This window comes from Pseudomonas sp. GZJR-8 (genome assembly GCF_002916705.1).
Classification (GTDB): Bacteria; Pseudomonadota; Gammaproteobacteria; order Pseudomonadales; family Pseudomonadaceae; genus Aquipseudomonas; species Aquipseudomonas synxantha_A.
On sequence record NZ_JXSI01000004.1, the window covers coordinates 101,601 to 119,258 of the forward strand.

A 17,658-nucleotide genomic window follows, 5' to 3' on the forward strand; every position below is an offset into this window, starting at 1 on the left:
AACGGAGTGACCGACATGCTCGAATCCCTGGAAAAAATGCTCGCCAAGGGTGTGGATAATTCGCTGCTGCGTTTCGGCTTGGGCAAGGGTTATCTGGACTTGAAAGACAACGCCAAAGCCGCCGAGCATCTGGGCAAGTGCCTCGAGTTCGATCCGAAGTATTCGGCGGCGTGGAAGCTGTTGGGCAAGGCGCACCAGGCGCAGGGTGACAGTGCCTCAGCACGACAGGCGTGGGAAAAAGGCATTGAAGCGGCCCAGGCCCACGGCGACAAGCAGGCCGAAAAAGAGATGACCGTGTTCCTGAAGAAACTCGATCGACAGGCTTGATACAGGACTAAATGTGGGAGGGGGCTTGCTCCCGATGCCAGTGTGTCAGCCAATGCATATTTGACTGAACCACCGCTATCGGGAGCAAGCCCCTCCCACATTGTTTCTATATCGGTCTTGAGTCAGGTGTGAATCAGTACCACCGCGCCTCACCCGGCGGGCGCTTCTTGAAGCGCTTCATGCTCCACATGTACTGGCTCGGGTAGGCGCCCACATAGCGCTCCACCACTTTGCTCATCGCCGCGCAGGAGGTGGCGGTGTCGGTGCTGTACATGTCTTCCGGCGCCGCTTCCAGGATCACTTTGTAGCCTGAGCCGTCCGGCAGGCGCAACGCGTGCAGGAATACGCCAACAGCCTTGTGGCCCGCGAGCATGTTCGGCACGAATTTGCTGGTGAGGGCCTGGGTGGCGAAAAACGGTACGAAGATGCCGGCGGACTCGGCTGGTTCCGGGTCGGCAGGAATGCCTACCTGGCCGCCTTTGCGCACTTCCTTGATCACGCTGAGAATGCCTTCCTTGGTCGACGCCGCCACGCGGTTGCCCAATTGCACGCGTTGTTTGCGCAGCAGTTCGTCCACCGCCTTAAGCTTGGGCGGGCGATAGAAAATGATCGGTTTGCACTGGCTGCAATAGAAGTGGTTCAGCACTTCCCAGTTGCCCAGGTGACTGGTGATACCCACCACGCCTTTGCCCGAGGCCAGGGCTTGGTGCAACACTTCCAGGCCCTCGACTTCCCGCACCAGGTCGATGGAGCGCTGGGCTGGCCAGATCCACGCGCAAGCACTTTCGGTCAGGGACTTGCCGATGTCCATCAGGCTGCGGCCCACCAGGCGCTCGCGCTCGGCCGGGGCCATATCCGGGAAGCATTTGGAGAGGTTGATCCGCACGGTGTCGCGGGAGCGGTTGGGGGTTTTCCACATGATCCAGCCGATGCCCGTGCCGACGGCTTGTACGGCGCGCCAGGGCAGCAGGGCAAACAACCGGAGAGCGCCTACCAGCAAGGCGCCTTTAAACTTTTCCACAGGTCACTCCTGATCGTGTGTGGTGCGCAAAACCGGCATTCTAACCGGCGTTGACCAAGTCCGCGTAACGGTCACAGTCCTGAGTGTGGTCCATGACCATGCCCGAGGCCTGCATGAAGGCGTAGCAGATGGTCGGCCCGACGAAGGTGAAACCGGCTTTCTTCAAGGCGCGGCTCATGGCTTCAGCCTCGGGTGTAATGGCCGGGACGTCGCTGCGATCCTTGAAGTGATTGACCTTGGGTTTACCGCCGACAAATGACCACAGCAACCCCACCGGGTCTTCCAGCGCCAGCCAGGCCGCGGCGTTGCGCCGGGTAGCATTGAGCTTCAAGCGATTGCGCACGATGCCCGGATCCTGCATCAGCGCCTCGATTTCTTCATCGCTTAACCGCGCCAGACGCTGCGCATCAAAGCCGAACAAGACCTTTCGATAATGCTCGCGTTTGCGTAAAACAGTGATCCACGACAGACCCGCCTGGAACCCTTCGAGCAAAAGCAACTCGAACAAACCCTGCGCATCGCGCAGCGGCGTTCCCCACTCTTGATCGTGATAAGCCATGTACAGCGGATCTTCAGAACACCAAAAGCAGCGTGGCATAAGGCTCCAGGGAGTGGTGGCGGGGCCGAATCGGGTATACTCCCGCTCTTTAAATCGCAGCCCAAGTAACAGGTGAATTTCGTGAGCCAGCCTACGCCAGCCGTGCGTACCTTCCAAGACTTGATCCTCGCCCTCCAGCAATACTGGGCCGAGCAAGGTTGTGTGGTACTTCAGCCCTACGATATGGAAGTAGGCGCCGGCACTTTCCACACCGCTACATTCCTGCGGGCCATCGGCCCGGAAACCTGGAACGCCGCTTATGTGCAGCCCAGTCGTCGCCCGACTGACGGCCGCTACGGCGAAAACCCGAACCGTCTGCAGCACTACTACCAGTTCCAGGTGGTATTGAAGCCCAACCCGGACAACTTCCAGGAACTGTACCTGGGCTCGCTCAAGCATGTGGGCCTGGACCCACTGGTGCACGACATCCGTTTCGTCGAAGACAACTGGGAATCGCCAACTCTGGGCGCCTGGGGCCTGGGCTGGGAAGTCTGGCTCAATGGCATGGAAGTGACGCAGTTCACCTACTTCCAGCAAGCCGGTGGCATCGAGTGCTACCCGGTGACCGGCGAGATCACCTACGGCCTCGAGCGTCTGGCCATGTACCTGCAAGGCGTGGATTCGGTCTACGACCTGGTATGGGCTGACGGCCCGTTCGGCAAAGTGACCTACGGCGATGTGTTCCACCAGAACGAAGTGGAGCAGTCCACCTACAACTTCGAACACGCCAACGTCGAGAAGCTGTTCGAACTGTTCGACTTCTATGAAAGCGAAGCCAAGCGCCTGATCGAACTCGACCAGCCGCTGCCGCTGCCAAGCTATGAAATGGTGTTGAAGGCGTCCCATACCTTCAACCTGCTGGACGCCCGCCGTGCCATCTCGGTAACTGCGCGCCAGCAATACATCCTGCGTGTGCGCACGCTGGCGCGTTCCGTCGCCCAAGCCTATTTGCTGGCTCGCGCCAAGCTGGGCTTCCCGATGGCAACCCCTGACCTGCGTGATGAAGTGTTGGCTAAGCTGGAGGCTGCACAATGAGTGCTCAAGATTTCCTGGTTGAACTGGGCACCGAAGAGCTGCCACCCAAGGCACTCAATACCCTGGCCGATGCATTCCTGGCCGGTATCGAAAAAGGCCTGCAGACTGCCGGCCTGAAGTTTGAAGCCAAAAAAGTCTACGCCGCGCCGCGCCGCCTGGCTGTGCTGCTGACCGCGCTGGAAACCCAGCAGCCGGACCGCAACATCAACCTGGACGGCCCACCGCGCCAGGCAGCTTTCGATGCCGACGGCAACCCGACACAAGCCGCCCTTGGCTTTGCCAAGAAATGTGGCGTAGAGCTGAGCGAGATCGACCAGAGCGGCCCGAAACTGCGTTTCAGCCAGGTCATCACCGGCAAGCCGACCGCCAGCCTGCTGCCGACCATCGTTGAAGACTCCCTGAACGACCTGCCTATCCCCAAGCGCATGCGCTGGGGTGCGCGCAAGGAAGAGTTCGTACGTCCGACCCAATGGCTGGTAATGCTGCTCGGTGACCAGGTCATTGATTGCACCATCCTCGCCCAGAAGGCTGGTCGTGATTCCCGTGGTCACCGCTTCCATCATCCCGAAAGCGTGCGCATCACTTCGCCGGCCAACTACCTCAACGACCTGCGCGCCGCTTACGTATTGGCCGATGCCAATGAGCGTCGCGAGCTGATCAGCAAGCGCACCGAAGAATTGGCCCGCCTGCAGGAAGGCACCGCCATCGTGCCGCCAAGCCTGCTGGACGAAGTGACCGCTCTGGTGGAGTGGCCGGTGCCGCTGGTGTGCTCGTTCGAAGAGCGTTTCCTCGACGTGCCACAAGAAGCGTTGATCACCACCATGCAGGACAACCAGAAGTATTTCTGCCTGCTGGACGCAGCCGGTAAGTTGCTCCCGCGCTTTATCACCGTGGCCAACATCGAAAGCAAGGACCCGCAGCAGATCATCGCCGGTAACGAGAAAGTCGTTCGCCCGCGCCTGACCGATGCCGAGTTCTTCTTCAAGCAAGATAAGAAACAGAAGCTCGAAGACTTCAACCTGCGCCTGCAAAACGTGGTGTTCCAGGAAAAACTCGGCAGTGTCTACGACAAGGCCGTGCGGGTTTCCAAGCTGGCGGCCTACATTGCGCCACGCATCGGCGGCGACGCAGCCTGGGCCGCCCGTGCCGGCTTGCTGTCCAAGTGCGACCTGGCCACCGAGATGGTTGGCGAGTTCCCTGAGATGCAAGGTGTCGCCGGTTACTACTACGCCCTCAACGACGGCGAGCCGGACGACGTCGCCCTGGCCCTGAACGAGCAGTACATGCCACGCGGTGCCGGTGCAGAATTGCCGACCACCCTGACGGGTGCGGCCGTGGCCATCGCCGACAAGCTCGATACGCTGGTGGGTATCTTTGGTATCGGTATGTTGCCCACCGGTAGCAAAGACCCGTATGCCCTGCGCCGTGCGGCATTGGGCGTGCTGCGGATCCTGATCGACAAGAAGCTGGATCTCGACCTGACCCAGGCCGTGGTGTTCGCGGTCGGCCAGTTCGGGACCAAGGTCAAGCAAGCCGGCCTGGCCGAGCAAGTGCTGGAGTTCGTGTTCGACCGCCTGCGTGCGCGTTACGAAGACGAAGGCGTGGACGTTTCCGTCTACCTGTCGGTACGTGCCCTGCAACCGGGTTCGGCACTGGACTTCGACCAGCGCGTACAAGCCGTACAAGCGTTCCGCAAGCTGCCGGAAGCCGATGCCCTGGCGGCCGTGAACAAGCGTGTGTCGAACCTGCTGAGCAAGGCCGACAACCTCGGCAATGCCGACGTTGACCCAAGCCTGTTTGCCGATGCCAAGGAGTTCTCGCTGAACTCGGCCATCGCCAAGGCCGAGAACGCTGTGAAACCGCTGATCGCGGAGCGTAACTACGCTGAAGCGTTGGCGCGCCTGGCGTCTCTGCGTGAGCCGGTAGACGCGTTCTTCGAAGCGGTGATGATCAATGCCGACGATGCCGGCGTGCGGAAAAACCGTTACGCCATGCTCGCGCGTTTGCGTGGCCTGTTCATCAATATCGCTGACATTTCCGTATTGGGTTGATCATGTTGAAACTGCTGATTCTCGATCGGGACGGGGTGATCAACTACGACTCCGACGCTTACATCAAGTCGGTACAGGAGTGGATCCCCTTGCCCGGCTCGATCGAGGCCATCGCGCAGTTGAGCAAAGCCGGCTGGACGGTGGCCATCGCCACCAACCAGTCCGGCATCGCCCGCGGTTACTACGACATCGCCACCCTGGACGCCATGCACGCGCGCTTGCGCACGTTGGTGGCCAAACAGGGAGGTGAGGTGGGGCTGGTGGTTTACTGCCCTCACGGGCCGGATGAGGGCTGCGATTGCCGCAAGCCCAAGCCTGGCATGTTGAAAACTATTGCAGAACATTACAAGGTGCCCTTGGCTGGGATATGGTTCGTCGGGGACAGCCTCGGTGACCTGGAGGCGGCCAAAGCCGTCGACTCTCAGCCAGTTTTGGTAAAGACCGGAAAAGGCGAAAAGACCCAGGCGAAAAACCTGCCGGTAGGCACTTTGATTTTTGACGATCTGGCGGCGGTTGCCGCAGAACTTATTAACAACTAGCCGCCCTCGACTTCCTGACCAAGGATTGTTCGGGAGTGCGCTTTTAACAGGCGGGCCGTGTCCCGCAACGGTAAATGCCGCCATGTCGATCTTGCAGGCCATCAGAACCTTTTTCTTTTACCTGCTGCTGGGCACCAGTTCGTTTCTCTGGTGCACCCTGAGCTTTTTTATTGCCCCCTTCCTGCCGTTCAAGGCGCGTTATCGCTTCATCAACGTTTATTGGTGCCGTTGCGCGTTGTGGCTGAGCAAGGTGTTCCTGAACATCCGTTTTGAGGTCAAGGGCGCAGAAAACGTCCCGGACCAACCCTGCGTGATTTTGTCGAACCACCAAAGCACTTGGGAAACCTTCTTTCTTTCCGCGTACTTCTCGCCCCTGAGCCAGGTGCTTAAGCGTGAACTGTTGTACGTGCCGTTCTTTGGCTGGGCCATGGCCATGTTGCGCCCGATCGCCATTGACCGTGACAACCCCAAGGCGGCGCTCAAGCACGTGGCCAAGAAGGGCGACGAGTTGCTCAAGGACGGCGTCTGGGTACTGATCTTCCCCGAAGGTACGCGTGTGCCCTACGGCACCGTAGGCAAGTTCTCACGGGGCGGTACGGCATTGGCGGTCAACGCCAACCTGCCGGTGCTGCCCATTGCCCACAATGCCGGCAAGTTCTGGCCGAAGACCGGCTGGGCCAAACGCGCTGGCACCATCACCGTGGTTATAGGCGAGCCGATGTACGCAGAAGGCGAGGGGCCGCGTGCGATTGCTGCACTGAACGACCGCGCCGCTGCATGGAATGAAGCACAGCAGCGAGCCATGGGTTCCCTGCCTCCTGAGCCCTTGGTAGTCGAGACCCCGGCGATTTGAGGATCTGTGGATAACCTGTGCACGCTTTGTTGGCGAATTGGCTTTTTTGATTCATAACCTTCTGATTTAGCTGCATATTTCTGAAGGTCATAAAATCTCGAAAAACGTGCATAAGTTTTTTCTTCATAAAAAAACCGGTCCTTGTGACCGGTTTTTTATGCACAGCAGAAAAGTCGGTTTTTTAGTCTTCCAACTGCGGCAATAACAGGATGAATGTCGAGCCCTTGCCCAGCTCACTTTCACAAACGATGCGTCCACCGTGCCGTTCCACCACGGCCTTAACCATCGTCAGCCCCAGTCCAAGACCGTCACTGCCCTGGGCCGAATCGAAACGCCGGTATTGGCTGAACAGTTCCGGTAAATCCTCGGGGGCAATCCCCGGCCCCTGATCGCTGATGCGGCATTCCAACCAACCCTGTGCACTGCCGTGCCTCAACCTGACGGTAGTGCCGGATGGGGAATATTTGATCGCATTCTCCAGCACGTTGAACAACGCACGGGTAAGCAATGATTGATCGGCATGGATCATGGCTTCATCCGCCTCATCCAGGTCGTTGACCAGATGGATGCCCTTGAGCTGCGCAATCACCGCAACCTGATCAAAGGCGTCCATCACCAGCATGGCGAACAAGGTAGGCTGGAACTGGTAACCGTCAGCCTCGGCCTTGGCCAATTGCACAAAGGATTCGGTAAGGCTCAATGCCCGTCGGACCTGTTGTTCGACCTGGGCAAAGACTGGCGATTCGCCGTTATGCACATCCAGCAGGGCGAGGATCGCCGAATGGGGTGCGCGTAGGTCGTGGGAGAGGAAACGCAGCATGGTCTCGCGATGCTGCTGGGCTTCTCGCTCCTTGCTCAGGTCCGTCAGGCTCAACAGCCATCCGAGGGCGAAGTCACCTTCGGCCGGAAGCAAGGGCGCAAGCTCCATCCGCAGACTGCGCTGGTGGATATCGCGGAACTCAACCAATTCCAGTGCTGACAGGGCAGGGCGTACGCCGTTATGCAGCGGGGGATAACCCAGATCGGCGAGTTGTTCGATGAGGTTTGAATTGACCAGGTCGTTACCAAACACATCACGGGCTACACGGTTGGCCAACAGAATATTGCCCTGTGGGTCGGTTATCAGCGTAGCCACCGGCAGGCACTCCAACCCGTCAGCCATAAAGCGCCGCGTATCACGCGTACGACTGACTGCCTGCTCAAGGGCAAAGATCCGCCCCTGCAACACATCACCCTTGCTGGCGGGCGCACGACGACGCTCCGGCAGCACCTTGGGCTCGTTATCCAGCCGCGCCAGTTCCCAACCAAAGTAGGCCAGGATGACGCTCAGGCGCCGCCAGTTCCAGATGAGATAGCTGAGTAACAGCCCGATCAAACATGCGGCGGGGGACCACCAATGCCCAAGGCGCAGCAATGCCCATGAGGCCACCAGCGCCGCGGTCATGCCACCCAGGGTCATCCACAGGGCGTAGCGAGGGCGATACAGCAGAAGGCCCAGCAGCAAGGTCACCAGGGATGTCGCCAACAGGGCGGCAAGCCATCCGGGCAGGTCGACAATGCTGCGTCCCTGCAACAGACCATTGAGGATATCGGCCTGGATCTCCACTCCCGCGGTCGTGCCGACGGTGGAGGAGAGCGGTGTCACAAAACGATCGGCCATTCCATACGCCGTGGCACCTATCAGAATCAGCCGGCCGCGCAGTGTTTCGGGAGGTACCTCGCCGCGTAATACGCTGAGGTAGGACACGCTGGGAAAGTGGTCATCTTCCGAGGTGAAAGGCACGCGGATTTCATGCTCTTGATGCCACTGCTGGCTGCTGGGCTCCTGGGCAAGGCCCGGCATTACCGGTGCTTGCTCACTCAGCGCGAACGCCAACCATGCCAATTGAGGGAGCGTGCTTCCCGGCGGGCCTTCACGCAGATACACGCTGCGTACGATGCCGTCGCTATCCGCTTCGACGTTGATATGCCCCACGCCCTTGGCGCACTTGAGCAACGGTGACAGCGGCTCTCCTGGCAGGCTGGGACTTACGCTGCTATCACCGACGATGGGCAGCAGTACATTGCCAGCATTGCAGACCGCATCAGCCAACCGTCGTCCATCGGCCCCCTTGCTAGGTTCGCTGAAGACTACGTCAAACAGAATGCCTGCCGGCTGGGCGGCGCTAAGGCGTTCAATCAGATCTGCATGCACGCTGCGCGGCCACGGCCATGGGCCGAGTACTTCCAGGCTGGGCGCATCAATGGTGACCAGCAGAATCCGTGGATCCACCGGTAAAGGTGTCAGGCGGCGCAGGCTGTCGTAGAGAGGGTTATTCAGTGCCAGGCCCGGGCTCAAGGACAGGTAAACGGTAAAGGGCAGTAACACCAGCCCGATCAACAACCATTCACGGACCAACCCGTGGAATAACAACTGTGCCTGGGTGGGCTGGCGTTTCTCGGCTTTACGCCATAGTTTCACAGGGCTACCGCCGAAAGTATGCGAAGGCATTGATGGTCATCGGGTAAAGGTGTCATAGGCCCGCTCCCTCTCCATGTGGTGACGTTCAACAGTGTTCTGAAACAAGTGAAGCTTATTTCGGTCTCAGTTGAGGACTTTACCCAGAACCGTGCAACAAACCATACCTCACCTTGTTGCAGGGCAGGGTATGAGCGAGTCCTTTTCCTCACAGACAGGAGCCGGTATCTTTGCTTTGAGCATCACGGGATCTTATCAGCGTATCGAGAGATACAAGGATCGTAGAATCCGCCCATAATTGTTCAGATTCAGAGGCTGGCTTTGCACAGTCGCCACTCATTAAAGCAGTCGTATTTTTTGTAGGAAGGACCCCAATGCGAGTCGCAATACTGGATGACGAGCCCGCCGAGTTGCGACGGGTGGAACAGACACTGCGACAGATTCCCAGCACTGCGGAACAGCCATGGTCGCTGCATTTCTTTGAGCGCGGCGAAGACCTGCTGCGCCAACTGCGGCGGGAAACCTTTGACCTGCTGATCCTGGACTGGCAACTGCCGGATATCTCGGGCATTGCCTTGTTGCGCTGGACCCGCGAACACATGGAATCGCCCCCCGCGGTCATCATGCTCACCAGTCGCGATGCCGAAAGCGATATCGTCACCGCATTGAACAGCGGCGCAGATGATTACGTCAGCAAACCCTTTCGCCCCAACGAGCTCAAAGCACGCGTCAGCGCCGTCCTGCGACGTCACGGCTTGCAGAAGTCGGCTACCCAGGAAGTACAGAGCTTTAATGATCTAACCTTCGACGATGCCGAACTGACCGTCACCCGCGCCGGCAAACCCATTAACCTGACAGAGCGGGAATACCGCCTGGCCAGTTGCCTGTTTGCCAACCTGGCCCGGCCGCTGTCTCGCGAGTACCTGTATGAGCGGTTTTGGAGCCATGAGGAAATGGTCTCGTCACGGCCTTTGGATACCCATATCTACCGTCTGCGTAACAAGCTCGGGCTGACGGCGGATCGCGGCTGGCAGCTGTTGACGATCTATGGATATGGGTATCGTTTGGAGAGTGTGGCGACAACGGCGCAAAGTTGAAATCTTGATGTTCCACGTGGAGCATTTTAAAACGCTTAACCATCACCCAATAAAAAAGGCCAACGCTAAGCGTTGGCCTTTTTGTTCAAGCAGGTTTACCTGATCAGAAATCCAGGTTAGACACCGCCAAGGCGTTGCTCTCGATGAAGTCACGACGAGGCTCGACCGCATCACCCATCAGGGTGTTGAAGATCTGGTCTGCGCCAATGGCGTCTTCGATAGTCACACGCAACATACGACGCTGAGCTGGGTCCATGGTGGTTTCCCACAGCTGGTCCGGGTTCATCTCGCCAAGACCTTTGTATCGCTGGATGGTATGGCGCTTGGTGCTTTCAGCCATCAGCCAGTCCAGGGCTTCCTTGAACTCTTTGACCGCTTTCTTGCGCTCGCCACGCTGAATGTAAGCACCATCGTCCAGCAGGGTGCTCAGTTGCGCGCCGAGGGTGACGACCGTTTTGTAATCGTTGCTGCCGAAGAAGTCGCGGTTGAAGGTGACGTAGTTGGACAAACCGTGGGAGATCAGTTCGACCTCCGGCAGCCACACGTTACGTTCACGGTCTTCGCGCAGGCTGGCTTTGTACACCAGGCCAGACTTCTCAACGGTACGCAGACGCACTTCGTACTGGGCCAGCCAATCCTGCATGGCGGCGTGATCGCCCAACTGCTCCAGGCTCACGGCCGGCAGGTAGATGAAGTGCTCGGTCAGCTCCTGAGGATACAAGCGCGACAAACGCTTGAGCGTCTTCATGACCATACGGAAGTCGTTGACCAGACGCTCCAGCGCCTCGCCGGAGATGCCCGGTGCTTCGTCGTTCAGGTGCAGGCTCGCATCTTCCAGGGCCGACTGCGTCATGTACTCTTCCATGGCGTCGTCGTCTTTGATGTATTGCTCTTGCTTGCCTTTTTTCACCTTGTACAACGGCGGCTGGGCAATGTAGATGTAGCCACGCTCGATCAGCTCTGGCAGCTGACGGAAGAAGAACGTCAGGAGCAGGGTACGGATGTGCGAACCGTCGACGTCAGCATCGGTCATGATGATGATGTTGTGGTAACGCAGCTTGTCGATGTTGTACTCATCACGGCCAATACCGCAGCCGAGTGCAGTGATCAAGGTGCCGACTTCCTGAGAGGAAATCATCTTGTCGAAGCGCGCCTTCTCAACGTTGAGGATCTTGCCCTTCAACGGCAGGATGGCCTGGGTGCGACGGTTACGACCCTGCTTGGCGGAACCGCCAGCAGAGTCACCTTCCACCAGGTACAGTTCGGAGAGGGCAGGGTCCTTCTCCTGGCAGTCAGCCAGTTTGCCAGGCAAGCCGGCGATATCCAGCGCGCCTTTACGACGGGTCATCTCACGGGCTTTACGCGCGGCTTCACGGGCGCGGGCAGCATCGATCATCTTGCCGACAACCAGCTTGGCCTCGTTGGGGTTTTCCAACAGGAAGTCGGAGAAGTACTTGCCCATTTCCTGTTCAACCGCGGTCTTCACTTCGGAAGACACCAGCTTGTCTTTGGTCTGGGAGCTGAACTTCGGATCCGGAACCTTGACCGAGATAATCGCCGTCAGACCTTCACGAGCATCGTCACCGGTGGTGGCGACTTTATGCTTCTTCGCTAAACCTTCCGCTTCGATGTAGGTGTTCAGGTTACGCGTCAACGCAGAACGGAAACCCACCAGGTGAGTACCGCCATCGCGCTGGGGAATATTGTTGGTGAAGCACAACAGGTTCTCGTTGAAGCTGTCGTTCCACTGCAGGGCGATTTCCACGCCGATGCCGTCTTCACGCTGGATGTTGAAGTGGAACACCTGGTTGACCGCAGTCTTGTTGGTGTTCAGGTATTCAACAAACGCACGCAGGCCGCCTTCGTACTTGAACAACTCTTCCTTGCCGCTGCGCTCATCCTTGAGGACGATGCCAACACCGGAGTTGAGGAAGGACAGTTCACGAATCCGCTTGGCCAGGATGTCCCAGCTGAAGTGGATGTTCTTGAAAGTCTCAGCCGACGGCTTGAAGTGGATCTGGGTACCGGTGGTTTCACTGTCACCAACGATTTTCATCGGTTCCTGTGGCACACCGTGGACGTAAGTCTGTTCCCAGATCTTGCCGCTACGGCGAACGGTGAGAATCAACTCTTCGGACAGAGCGTTCACTACCGACACACCTACACCGTGCAAACCGCCGGATACTTTATAGGAGTTGTCGTCGAATTTACCGCCAGCGTGGAGCACGGTCATGATGACCTCTGCCGCCGAAACGCCTTCTTCTTTGTGCACGTCTACCGGGATGCCACGACCGTTGTCACGCACGGTAATGGACTCATCCGGGTGGATGATAATGCTGATGTCGTCGCAGTGACCGGCCAGAGCTTCGTCGATGGAGTTATCGACCACCTCGAACACCATGTGGTGCAGACCGCTACCATCATCGGTGTCGCCAATGTACATACCGGGACGTTTGCGTACGGCATCCAAACCTTTCAGCACTTTAATGCTGGTCGAGTCGTACGTGTTTTCTTCGCTCATGCCTTCACTCCCGATGGTCGTGGGTCTGGGTGATACGGCCTTGTTCCACGTGGAACAAAGCGACTGGCGTTTCCGTCTGCCAGCCTTCCCTCAATAATTCGTGGTCTACACAGGTAATGAATACCTGGCAGCGTAAGTCTTCCAACAAGCGGCATAGCGAACGGCGGTGCTGTTCGTCGAGCTCCGACGGCAAGTCATCCACCAGATAAATACACTGACCGCGCCTGGCCTGGCTAACCAAGTGCCCTTGCGCAATACGCAGCGCACACACCACCAACTTCTGCTGGCCGCGGGACAAAATATCCGCAGCATTATGTGCACCTAATCTAAGGCGCAAATCAGCGCGTTGGGGGCCGGCCTGGGTGTGTCCGATTTGCTGATCCCGCTGCAGGGACGTCGCAAGCACAGCACTGAGCTCACGGTCTTTATCCCAACCTCGGTAGTAACTCAGCGTCAGCCCCTCGAGGTCCAACAACTCGCTCAAGGTCTGCTCAAAGACTGGTTTCAAGGCTTTGATATAGGCACGACGGTACTCATCTATTTCGTCGCTGGCCAGGCATAGCTCTCGGTCCCAGGCTGCTTGCGAAGCGGCGTCAAGTGTACCATGCCGCAGCCATGAGTTCCGCTGCCGCAGGGCCTTCTGCAGGCGCTGCCAAGTGGCCATGAAGCGGGGTTCCACGTGGAACACACCCCAGTCCAGAAATTGGCGGCGGATTTTCGGTGCACCTTCCAACAGACGGAAGCTGTCGGGGTTGATCAACTGCAACGGCAGAATTTCTGCCAGTTGTGCGGCACTGCGCGCATTTTGCCCGTCGATACGAATCTGAAACTCCCCGCCGCGATCGCGGGATATCCCCAGTGCACTCTGACCACCTTCCGCCAACTCGACTTGGCCAAACACTGTACACGCCAACTGTTCGTACTGAATCACCGGCAACAGGCGGGCACTGCGGAAGGAACGGGCCAGCCCCAACAAGTGGATAGCTTCCAGCACACTGGTTTTGCCACTGCCGTTGGCGCCATGGAGGATATTGATGCGGGGGGAAGGGGAGAAGGTCACCGGGTGCAGATTACGCACCGCGGTGACAGAGACGCGACTAAGGGACATCTAGCTTCTGCTGAGCATGATTACAGGCGCATCGGCATGACAACGTAAGCCGAGTCGTCGTTATCGGATTCTTGCACCAGGGCGCTGCTGTTGGAGTCCGACAGGATCAGGCGAACCTGTTCGGTAGTCATGACGCCCAGCACGTCCAACAGGTAGCTCACGTTAAAGCCGATTTCCAGAGAGCCGCCGTTGTAGTCGACGCCAACTTCTTCTTCTGCCTCTTCCTGCTCCGGGTTGTTGGCCTGGATTTTCAATTGCCCGTTGGCCAATTGCAGGCGAATACCACGGTACTTTTCGTTCGACAGAATCGCAGTACGGCTGAACGCTTCACGCAAGGCCTGGCGATCGCCAATCACCAGCTTGTCGCCACCTTTAGGCAACACACGCTCGTAATCCGGGAACTTGCCGTCAACCAATTTGGAGGTGAAGGTGAACTCACCAGTGGTCGCGCGGATATGGTGCTGACCCAACACGATGCTGACATTGCCGTCCGGCTCGGTGAGCAAACGCGCCAACTCAAGGATACCTTTGCGCGGAACGATCACTTGGTGACGATCAGGCTGGCCGATATCGGCACGCATCGAGCACATCGCCAGACGGTGACCGTCAGTGGCAACCGCACGAATGATGCCTTCGGATACTTCCAGCAACATGCCGTTAAGGTAGTAGCGCACGTCCTGCTGGGCCATGGCGAAGCTGGTGCGCTCGATCAAGCGACGCAGCTTGCTTTGCTCCAGGCTGCACGTCAGCGAGCCTGGCCCTTCTTCCACGGTTGGGAAGTCATTGGCCGGCAAGGTCGACAGAGTGAACCGGCTACGGCCAGCCTTGACCACCAATTTTTGCTCATCGACCTTGATGTCAATCAGCGCATCGTTGGGCAGGCTTTTGCAGATGTCCATCAGCTTGCGCGCCGGCACAGTGATTTCGCCGGGTTCGGCGGGCTCTTCAAGCTGCACACGACCAACCAGCTCGACTTCCAGGTCGGTACCGGTCAAGGACAACTGCTGGCCTTCGACCACCAGTAATACGTTGGAGAGCACCGGCAAGGTCTGTCGGCGCTCGACGACGCCTGCGACCAGTTGCAGGGGTTTCAACAGGGCTTCGCGTTGAATGGTGAAATGCATGGTCTAGTCCCTTGCCTTAATAAGCTGCGCTGGTGTCATCACGTAGTCAGTGTACGCAGCAGGTTCTTGTAGTCCTCGCGAATATCCGCGTCGGATTCCTTAAGTTCGTTGATTTTGCGGCAGGCGTGCAAGACCGTGGTGTGGTCGCGACCGCCAAACACATCGCCGATTTCCGGCAGGCTGTGGTTGGTCAGCTCCTTGGAGAGAGCCATAGCCACCTGACGCGGGCGTGCAACCGAGCGCGAACGGCGCTTGGACAGCAGGTCGGAAATCTTGATCTTGTAGTACTCGGCCACGGTGCGCTGGATGTTATCCACACTCACCAACTTGTCCTGCAGGGCCAACAAGTCTTTCAGGGATTCGCGAATCAACTCGATGGTGATATCACGGCCCATGAAGTGCGAGTGAGCGATGACCCGCTTGAGCGCGCCCTCCAGCTCACGCACGTTGGAGCGAATGCGTTGGGCAATAAAGAAGGCAGCGTCGTGAGGCAGATCAACCTTTGCCTGATCGGCCTTCTTCATCAGGATCGCAACCCGGGTTTCCAGCTCCGGCGGTTCCACCGCAACGGTCAGGCCCCAGCCGAAACGCGACTTCAGGCGCTCTTCCAAGCCTTCAATTTCTTTCGGGTAACGGTCACTGGTCAAGATGACCTGCTGGCCACCTTCGAGCAGGGCGTTGAAGGTGTGGAAAAACTCTTCCTGGGAACGTTCCTTGCGAGCGAAGAACTGAATGTCATCGATCAGCAAAGCATCAACGGAGCGGTAGAAACGCTTGAACTCGTTGATCGCATTGAGCTGCAGGGCCTTGACCATGTCAGCCACGAAGCGCTCCGAATGCAGGTACACGACCTTGGCGTTCGGGTTCTTCTTTAATAGATGGTTACCTACGGCGTGCATCAAGTGCGTCTTACCCAAGCCAACGCCACCATAAAGGAAGAGCGGGTTGTAACCGTGCTTGGGGTTATCGGCGACTTGCCAGGCAGCTGCACGGGCCAGCTGGTTGGACTTGCCCTCGACGAAGTTCTCGAAGGTGAAGGTGCGGTTCAGATAACTGGTGTGCTTGAGCCCACCCTCAACCTGCACAGTGCGCTGTTCGGCACGAACGGGAGCCTGCTGGGAGCTGGCGCCTGCCATCGGATCGAAGCTGTCGCGAGACGGTTCTTCATGCTCTGGCGCATTTTTTTGCGCAGAGGATTTGGACGACGTTGCAGCAGGTGCAGTAGAAGCAGCAACCGGTGCCGCTGCCGCCTGGGCTTGCGATGCCGCTGCAGCCAAAGGCGCGTTCGGCGCAGCACGGGGTGCTGAGCTACGTTTGCTGCCTATTAATAAGGAGAGCACGGGCGCGAGGCCATTGCCATGTTCATCGAGCAATTCGAGAACGCGGCTCAGGTACTTCTCATTGACCCAGTCGAGAACAAAACGATTGGGTGCGTAGACACGCAACTCGTCGCCTTCGGCTTCGACCTGTAGCGGACGGATCCAGGTGTTGAATTGCTGGGCAGGCAGCTCATCGCGCAAAAGCTCCACGCACTGCTGCCAAAGTTCCACTGACACGGATATCCCCTAAGTTGAAAGCCGGTGAGGCAAAAACAGCCGCCATTGTAGCGACCAGCCGCCCACTTATCCACATGTAGGTTGCTCACAGGGCACCCAAAATCAATGTGTTAACCGCAGAAAAGGCGACCAATGGTCTGTGCATAAGCTCTGTGGATAAGCCACCCTGAGCTCGTTGCACAAGTGGGGGCAAAAGTCTGTGGGTAACCGGCCTGTGGATAACAACCCATTCCACGCACAGCTTATCCGATAGCGCAGCACAGGCAGAGCACTGCTTCTCCCCCGTGTTGTCATTCTCTGTACAGCGCGCAGAATAAGGGCTAAAGGCAGTTATCCACAGATGGTCGCCTGGCTAGCTTTTATAAGCTTTACAGAAAAGCTTTAAATAACTTCCTTCTTTATTTTTATATCTATGGCATGGCGGATGAAAGCAGAACGGCTCGGAAGGCGGCAAAGATCTAATTGAAGGAAAAGCTGGTTGGAAATTGACCTAGAGGCTTGCTTTCTCTAGAATCGCCGGTCTCTTAAAACGGGGGCCATTCCGGCCCGTTGTGGACGAACCAGGTAACAACGCCATGAAACGTACTTTCCAACCAAGCACCATCAAACGCGCCCGTACTCACGGCTTCCGTGCTCGCATGGCTACCAAGAACGGCCGTGCTGTCCTGTCGCGTCGCCGCGCCAAAGGTCGTGCGCGTCTGGCAGTTTGATAATCCGGTACTGGTGGTGAGTCAGGACTTCAGTCGGGAAAAGCGTCTGCTTACCCCCCGGCATTTCAAGGCAGTCTTTGACTCCCCCACCGGCAAGGTTCCGGGGAAAAATCTCCTGCTCCTTGCGCGTAACAACGATCTTGATCACCCCCGTCTCGGGCTGGTGATTGGCAAGAAGAGCGTCAAGCTCTCCGTTGAGCGCAATCGCCTCAAGCGTCTGATGCGCGAATCGTTTCGCCTCCACCAGGACACTCTGGTTGGTTGGGATATTGTTATCGTCGCGCGCAAAGGCTTGGGTGATGTAGAAAACCCCGAATTGATTCAGCATTTCGGCAAGCTCTGGAAACGTTTGGCTCGTACCCACAAGCCAGCACCAGCAGTCAGCACCGAAACTGTAGGGGTAGACAGCCTTGATGCGTAAACTGGCAATCGTTCCGATCCAGTTTTATCGCTATGCCATTAGTCCTCTGATGGCCAGCCACTGTCGTTTCTACCCCAGTTGTTCCTGCTACGCGTTAGAGGCCATAGAAAATCATGGTCTTCTGCGCGGTGGCTGGCTGACCTTTCGTCGTTTAGGTCGCTGTCATCCGTGGAATCCCGGTGGTTATGACCCGGTTCCACCTATCCCTACCTCCCGTTCTTCTTCGATGGCCGAGTAAT

16 protein-coding genes are annotated in these 17,658 nt (G+C 57.9%); 9 read left to right on the forward strand and 7 right to left on the reverse strand.

Going from position 1 to position 17,658, the window contains the following annotated elements:
- Positions 1–15: 15 nt before the first annotated feature.
- On the forward strand, positions 16–327 hold the full coding sequence (locus TK42_RS09540) for a tetratricopeptide repeat protein (RefSeq protein WP_032878603.1): 312 nt from the start codon (positions 16–18) through the stop codon (positions 325–327).
- A 133-nt stretch (positions 328–460) separates the two neighbouring features.
- Here TK42_RS09540 and TK42_RS09545 read toward each other — a convergent pair whose 3' ends face one another.
- Complete coding sequence (locus TK42_RS09545; RefSeq protein ID WP_103734100.1) at positions 461–1,348, reverse strand: lysophospholipid acyltransferase; 888 nt, start codon at positions 1,346–1,348, stop codon at positions 461–463.
- A gap of 40 nt (positions 1,349–1,388) precedes the next feature.
- On the reverse strand, positions 1,389–1,946 hold the full coding sequence (locus TK42_RS09550; RefSeq protein WP_005783377.1) for a DNA-3-methyladenine glycosylase I: 558 nt from the start codon (positions 1,944–1,946) through the stop codon (positions 1,389–1,391).
- 81 nt (positions 1,947–2,027) lie between these two features.
- On the opposite strand from TK42_RS09550, the gene glyQ reads away from it, so the two are divergent.
- The 4 genes from glyQ (at position 2,028) to TK42_RS09570 (ending at position 6,424) form a co-directional block, all read left to right on the forward strand.
- Entirely contained in the window at positions 2,028–2,981 is a 954-nt protein-coding gene (gene glyQ, locus TK42_RS09555; protein ID WP_003213601.1) for a glycine--tRNA ligase subunit alpha, read from the forward strand.
- Positions 2,978–5,032: a glycine--tRNA ligase subunit beta gene (gene glyS / locus TK42_RS09560; RefSeq protein ID WP_103734101.1), complete on the forward strand. Its 2,055-nt coding sequence runs from the start codon at positions 2,978–2,980 to the stop codon at positions 5,030–5,032. Before glyQ ends, glyS begins: the two co-directional genes overlap by 4 nt.
- Positions 5,032–5,571: a D-glycero-beta-D-manno-heptose 1,7-bisphosphate 7-phosphatase gene (gene gmhB / locus TK42_RS09565; protein ID WP_177464452.1), complete on the forward strand. Its 540-nt coding sequence runs from the start codon at positions 5,032–5,034 to the stop codon at positions 5,569–5,571. Before glyS ends, gmhB begins: the two co-directional genes overlap by 1 nt.
- Before the next feature lie 82 nt (positions 5,572–5,653).
- Positions 5,654–6,424: a 1-acyl-sn-glycerol-3-phosphate acyltransferase gene (locus TK42_RS09570; protein WP_005783374.1), complete on the forward strand. Its 771-nt coding sequence runs from the start codon at positions 5,654–5,656 to the stop codon at positions 6,422–6,424.
- Positions 6,425–6,605: 181 nt separating this feature from the next.
- Here TK42_RS09570 and TK42_RS09575 read toward each other — a convergent pair whose 3' ends face one another.
- Positions 6,606–8,885 (reverse strand): CHASE2 domain-containing protein, encoded by a 2,280-nt coding sequence (locus TK42_RS09575; protein ID WP_103734257.1) that lies wholly within the window; start codon positions 8,883–8,885, stop codon positions 6,606–6,608.
- A gap of 371 nt (positions 8,886–9,256) precedes the next feature.
- Between TK42_RS09575 and TK42_RS09580 the strand changes: the two genes are divergently transcribed.
- Positions 9,257–9,979, forward strand: a complete 723-nt coding sequence (locus TK42_RS09580; RefSeq protein ID WP_005783372.1) for a response regulator transcription factor — start codon at positions 9,257–9,259, stop codon at positions 9,977–9,979.
- Between the two features lie 103 nt (positions 9,980–10,082).
- Here TK42_RS09580 and gyrB read toward each other — a convergent pair whose 3' ends face one another.
- Genes gyrB through dnaA form a run of 4 tightly spaced genes read right to left on the reverse strand, consistent with a single transcriptional unit; the run spans position 10,083 to position 16,288 of the window.
- On the reverse strand, positions 10,083–12,500 hold the full coding sequence (gyrB, locus tag TK42_RS09585) for a DNA topoisomerase (ATP-hydrolyzing) subunit B (RefSeq protein WP_005783347.1): 2,418 nt from the start codon (positions 12,498–12,500) through the stop codon (positions 10,083–10,085).
- Positions 12,501–12,504: 4 nt separating this feature from the next.
- Positions 12,505–13,608, reverse strand: coding sequence for a DNA replication/repair protein RecF (gene recF, locus TK42_RS09590; RefSeq protein ID WP_032878606.1), 1,104 nt, complete (start codon positions 13,606–13,608; stop codon positions 12,505–12,507).
- Positions 13,609–13,628: 20 nt separating this feature from the next.
- On the reverse strand, positions 13,629–14,732 hold the full coding sequence (gene dnaN / locus TK42_RS09595) for a DNA polymerase III subunit beta (protein WP_005783345.1): 1,104 nt from the start codon (positions 14,730–14,732) through the stop codon (positions 13,629–13,631).
- 38 nt (positions 14,733–14,770) lie between these two features.
- Positions 14,771–16,288: a chromosomal replication initiator protein DnaA gene (dnaA, locus tag TK42_RS09600; protein ID WP_032878608.1), complete on the reverse strand. Its 1,518-nt coding sequence runs from the start codon at positions 16,286–16,288 to the stop codon at positions 14,771–14,773.
- A 575-nt stretch (positions 16,289–16,863) separates the two neighbouring features.
- Here dnaA and rpmH point away from each other — a divergent pair.
- Genes rpmH through yidD form a run of 3 tightly spaced genes read left to right on the forward strand, consistent with a single transcriptional unit; the run spans position 16,864 to position 17,657 of the window.
- The gene (gene rpmH / locus TK42_RS09605) at positions 16,864–16,998 is read left to right on the forward strand and encodes a 50S ribosomal protein L34 (RefSeq protein ID WP_003213577.1); all 135 of its coding nucleotides are present in this window, start codon (positions 16,864–16,866) and stop codon (positions 16,996–16,998) included.
- Positions 16,999–17,011: 13 nt separating this feature from the next.
- Positions 17,012–17,419, forward strand: coding sequence for a ribonuclease P protein component (rnpA, locus tag TK42_RS09610; protein ID WP_020302575.1), 408 nt, complete (start codon positions 17,012–17,014; stop codon positions 17,417–17,419).
- Positions 17,412–17,657, forward strand: a complete 246-nt coding sequence (gene yidD, locus TK42_RS09615) for a membrane protein insertion efficiency factor YidD (RefSeq protein WP_019816912.1) — start codon at positions 17,412–17,414, stop codon at positions 17,655–17,657. The genes rnpA and yidD overlap by 8 nt, the downstream gene beginning before the upstream one ends.
- Position 17,658: the final 1 nt, after the last annotated feature.

Coding starts and splice junctions, on each gene's coding strand:
- TK42_RS09540 (WP_032878603.1), top strand. CDS start 16: ATGCTCGAATCCCTGGAAAAAATGCTCGCCAAGGGTGTGGATAATTCG.
- TK42_RS09550 (WP_005783377.1), bottom strand. CDS start 1,946: ATGCCACGCTGCTTTTGGTGTTCTGAAGATCCGCTGTACATGGCTTAT.
- glyS (WP_103734101.1), top strand. CDS start 2,978: ATGAGTGCTCAAGATTTCCTGGTTGAACTGGGCACCGAAGAGCTGCCA.
- TK42_RS09570 (WP_005783374.1), top strand. CDS start 5,654: ATGTCGATCTTGCAGGCCATCAGAACCTTTTTCTTTTACCTGCTGCTG.
- TK42_RS09580 (WP_005783372.1), top strand. CDS start 9,257: ATGCGAGTCGCAATACTGGATGACGAGCCCGCCGAGTTGCGACGGGTG.
- gyrB (WP_005783347.1), bottom strand. CDS start 12,500: ATGAGCGAAGAAAACACGTACGACTCGACCAGCATTAAAGTGCTGAAA.
- recF (WP_032878606.1), bottom strand. CDS start 13,608: ATGTCCCTTAGTCGCGTCTCTGTCACCGCGGTGCGTAATCTGCACCCG.
- dnaN (WP_005783345.1), bottom strand. CDS start 14,732: ATGCATTTCACCATTCAACGCGAAGCCCTGTTGAAACCCCTGCAACTG.
- rpmH (WP_003213577.1), top strand. CDS start 16,864: ATGAAACGTACTTTCCAACCAAGCACCATCAAACGCGCCCGTACTCAC.
- yidD (WP_019816912.1), top strand. CDS start 17,412: ATGCGTAAACTGGCAATCGTTCCGATCCAGTTTTATCGCTATGCCATT.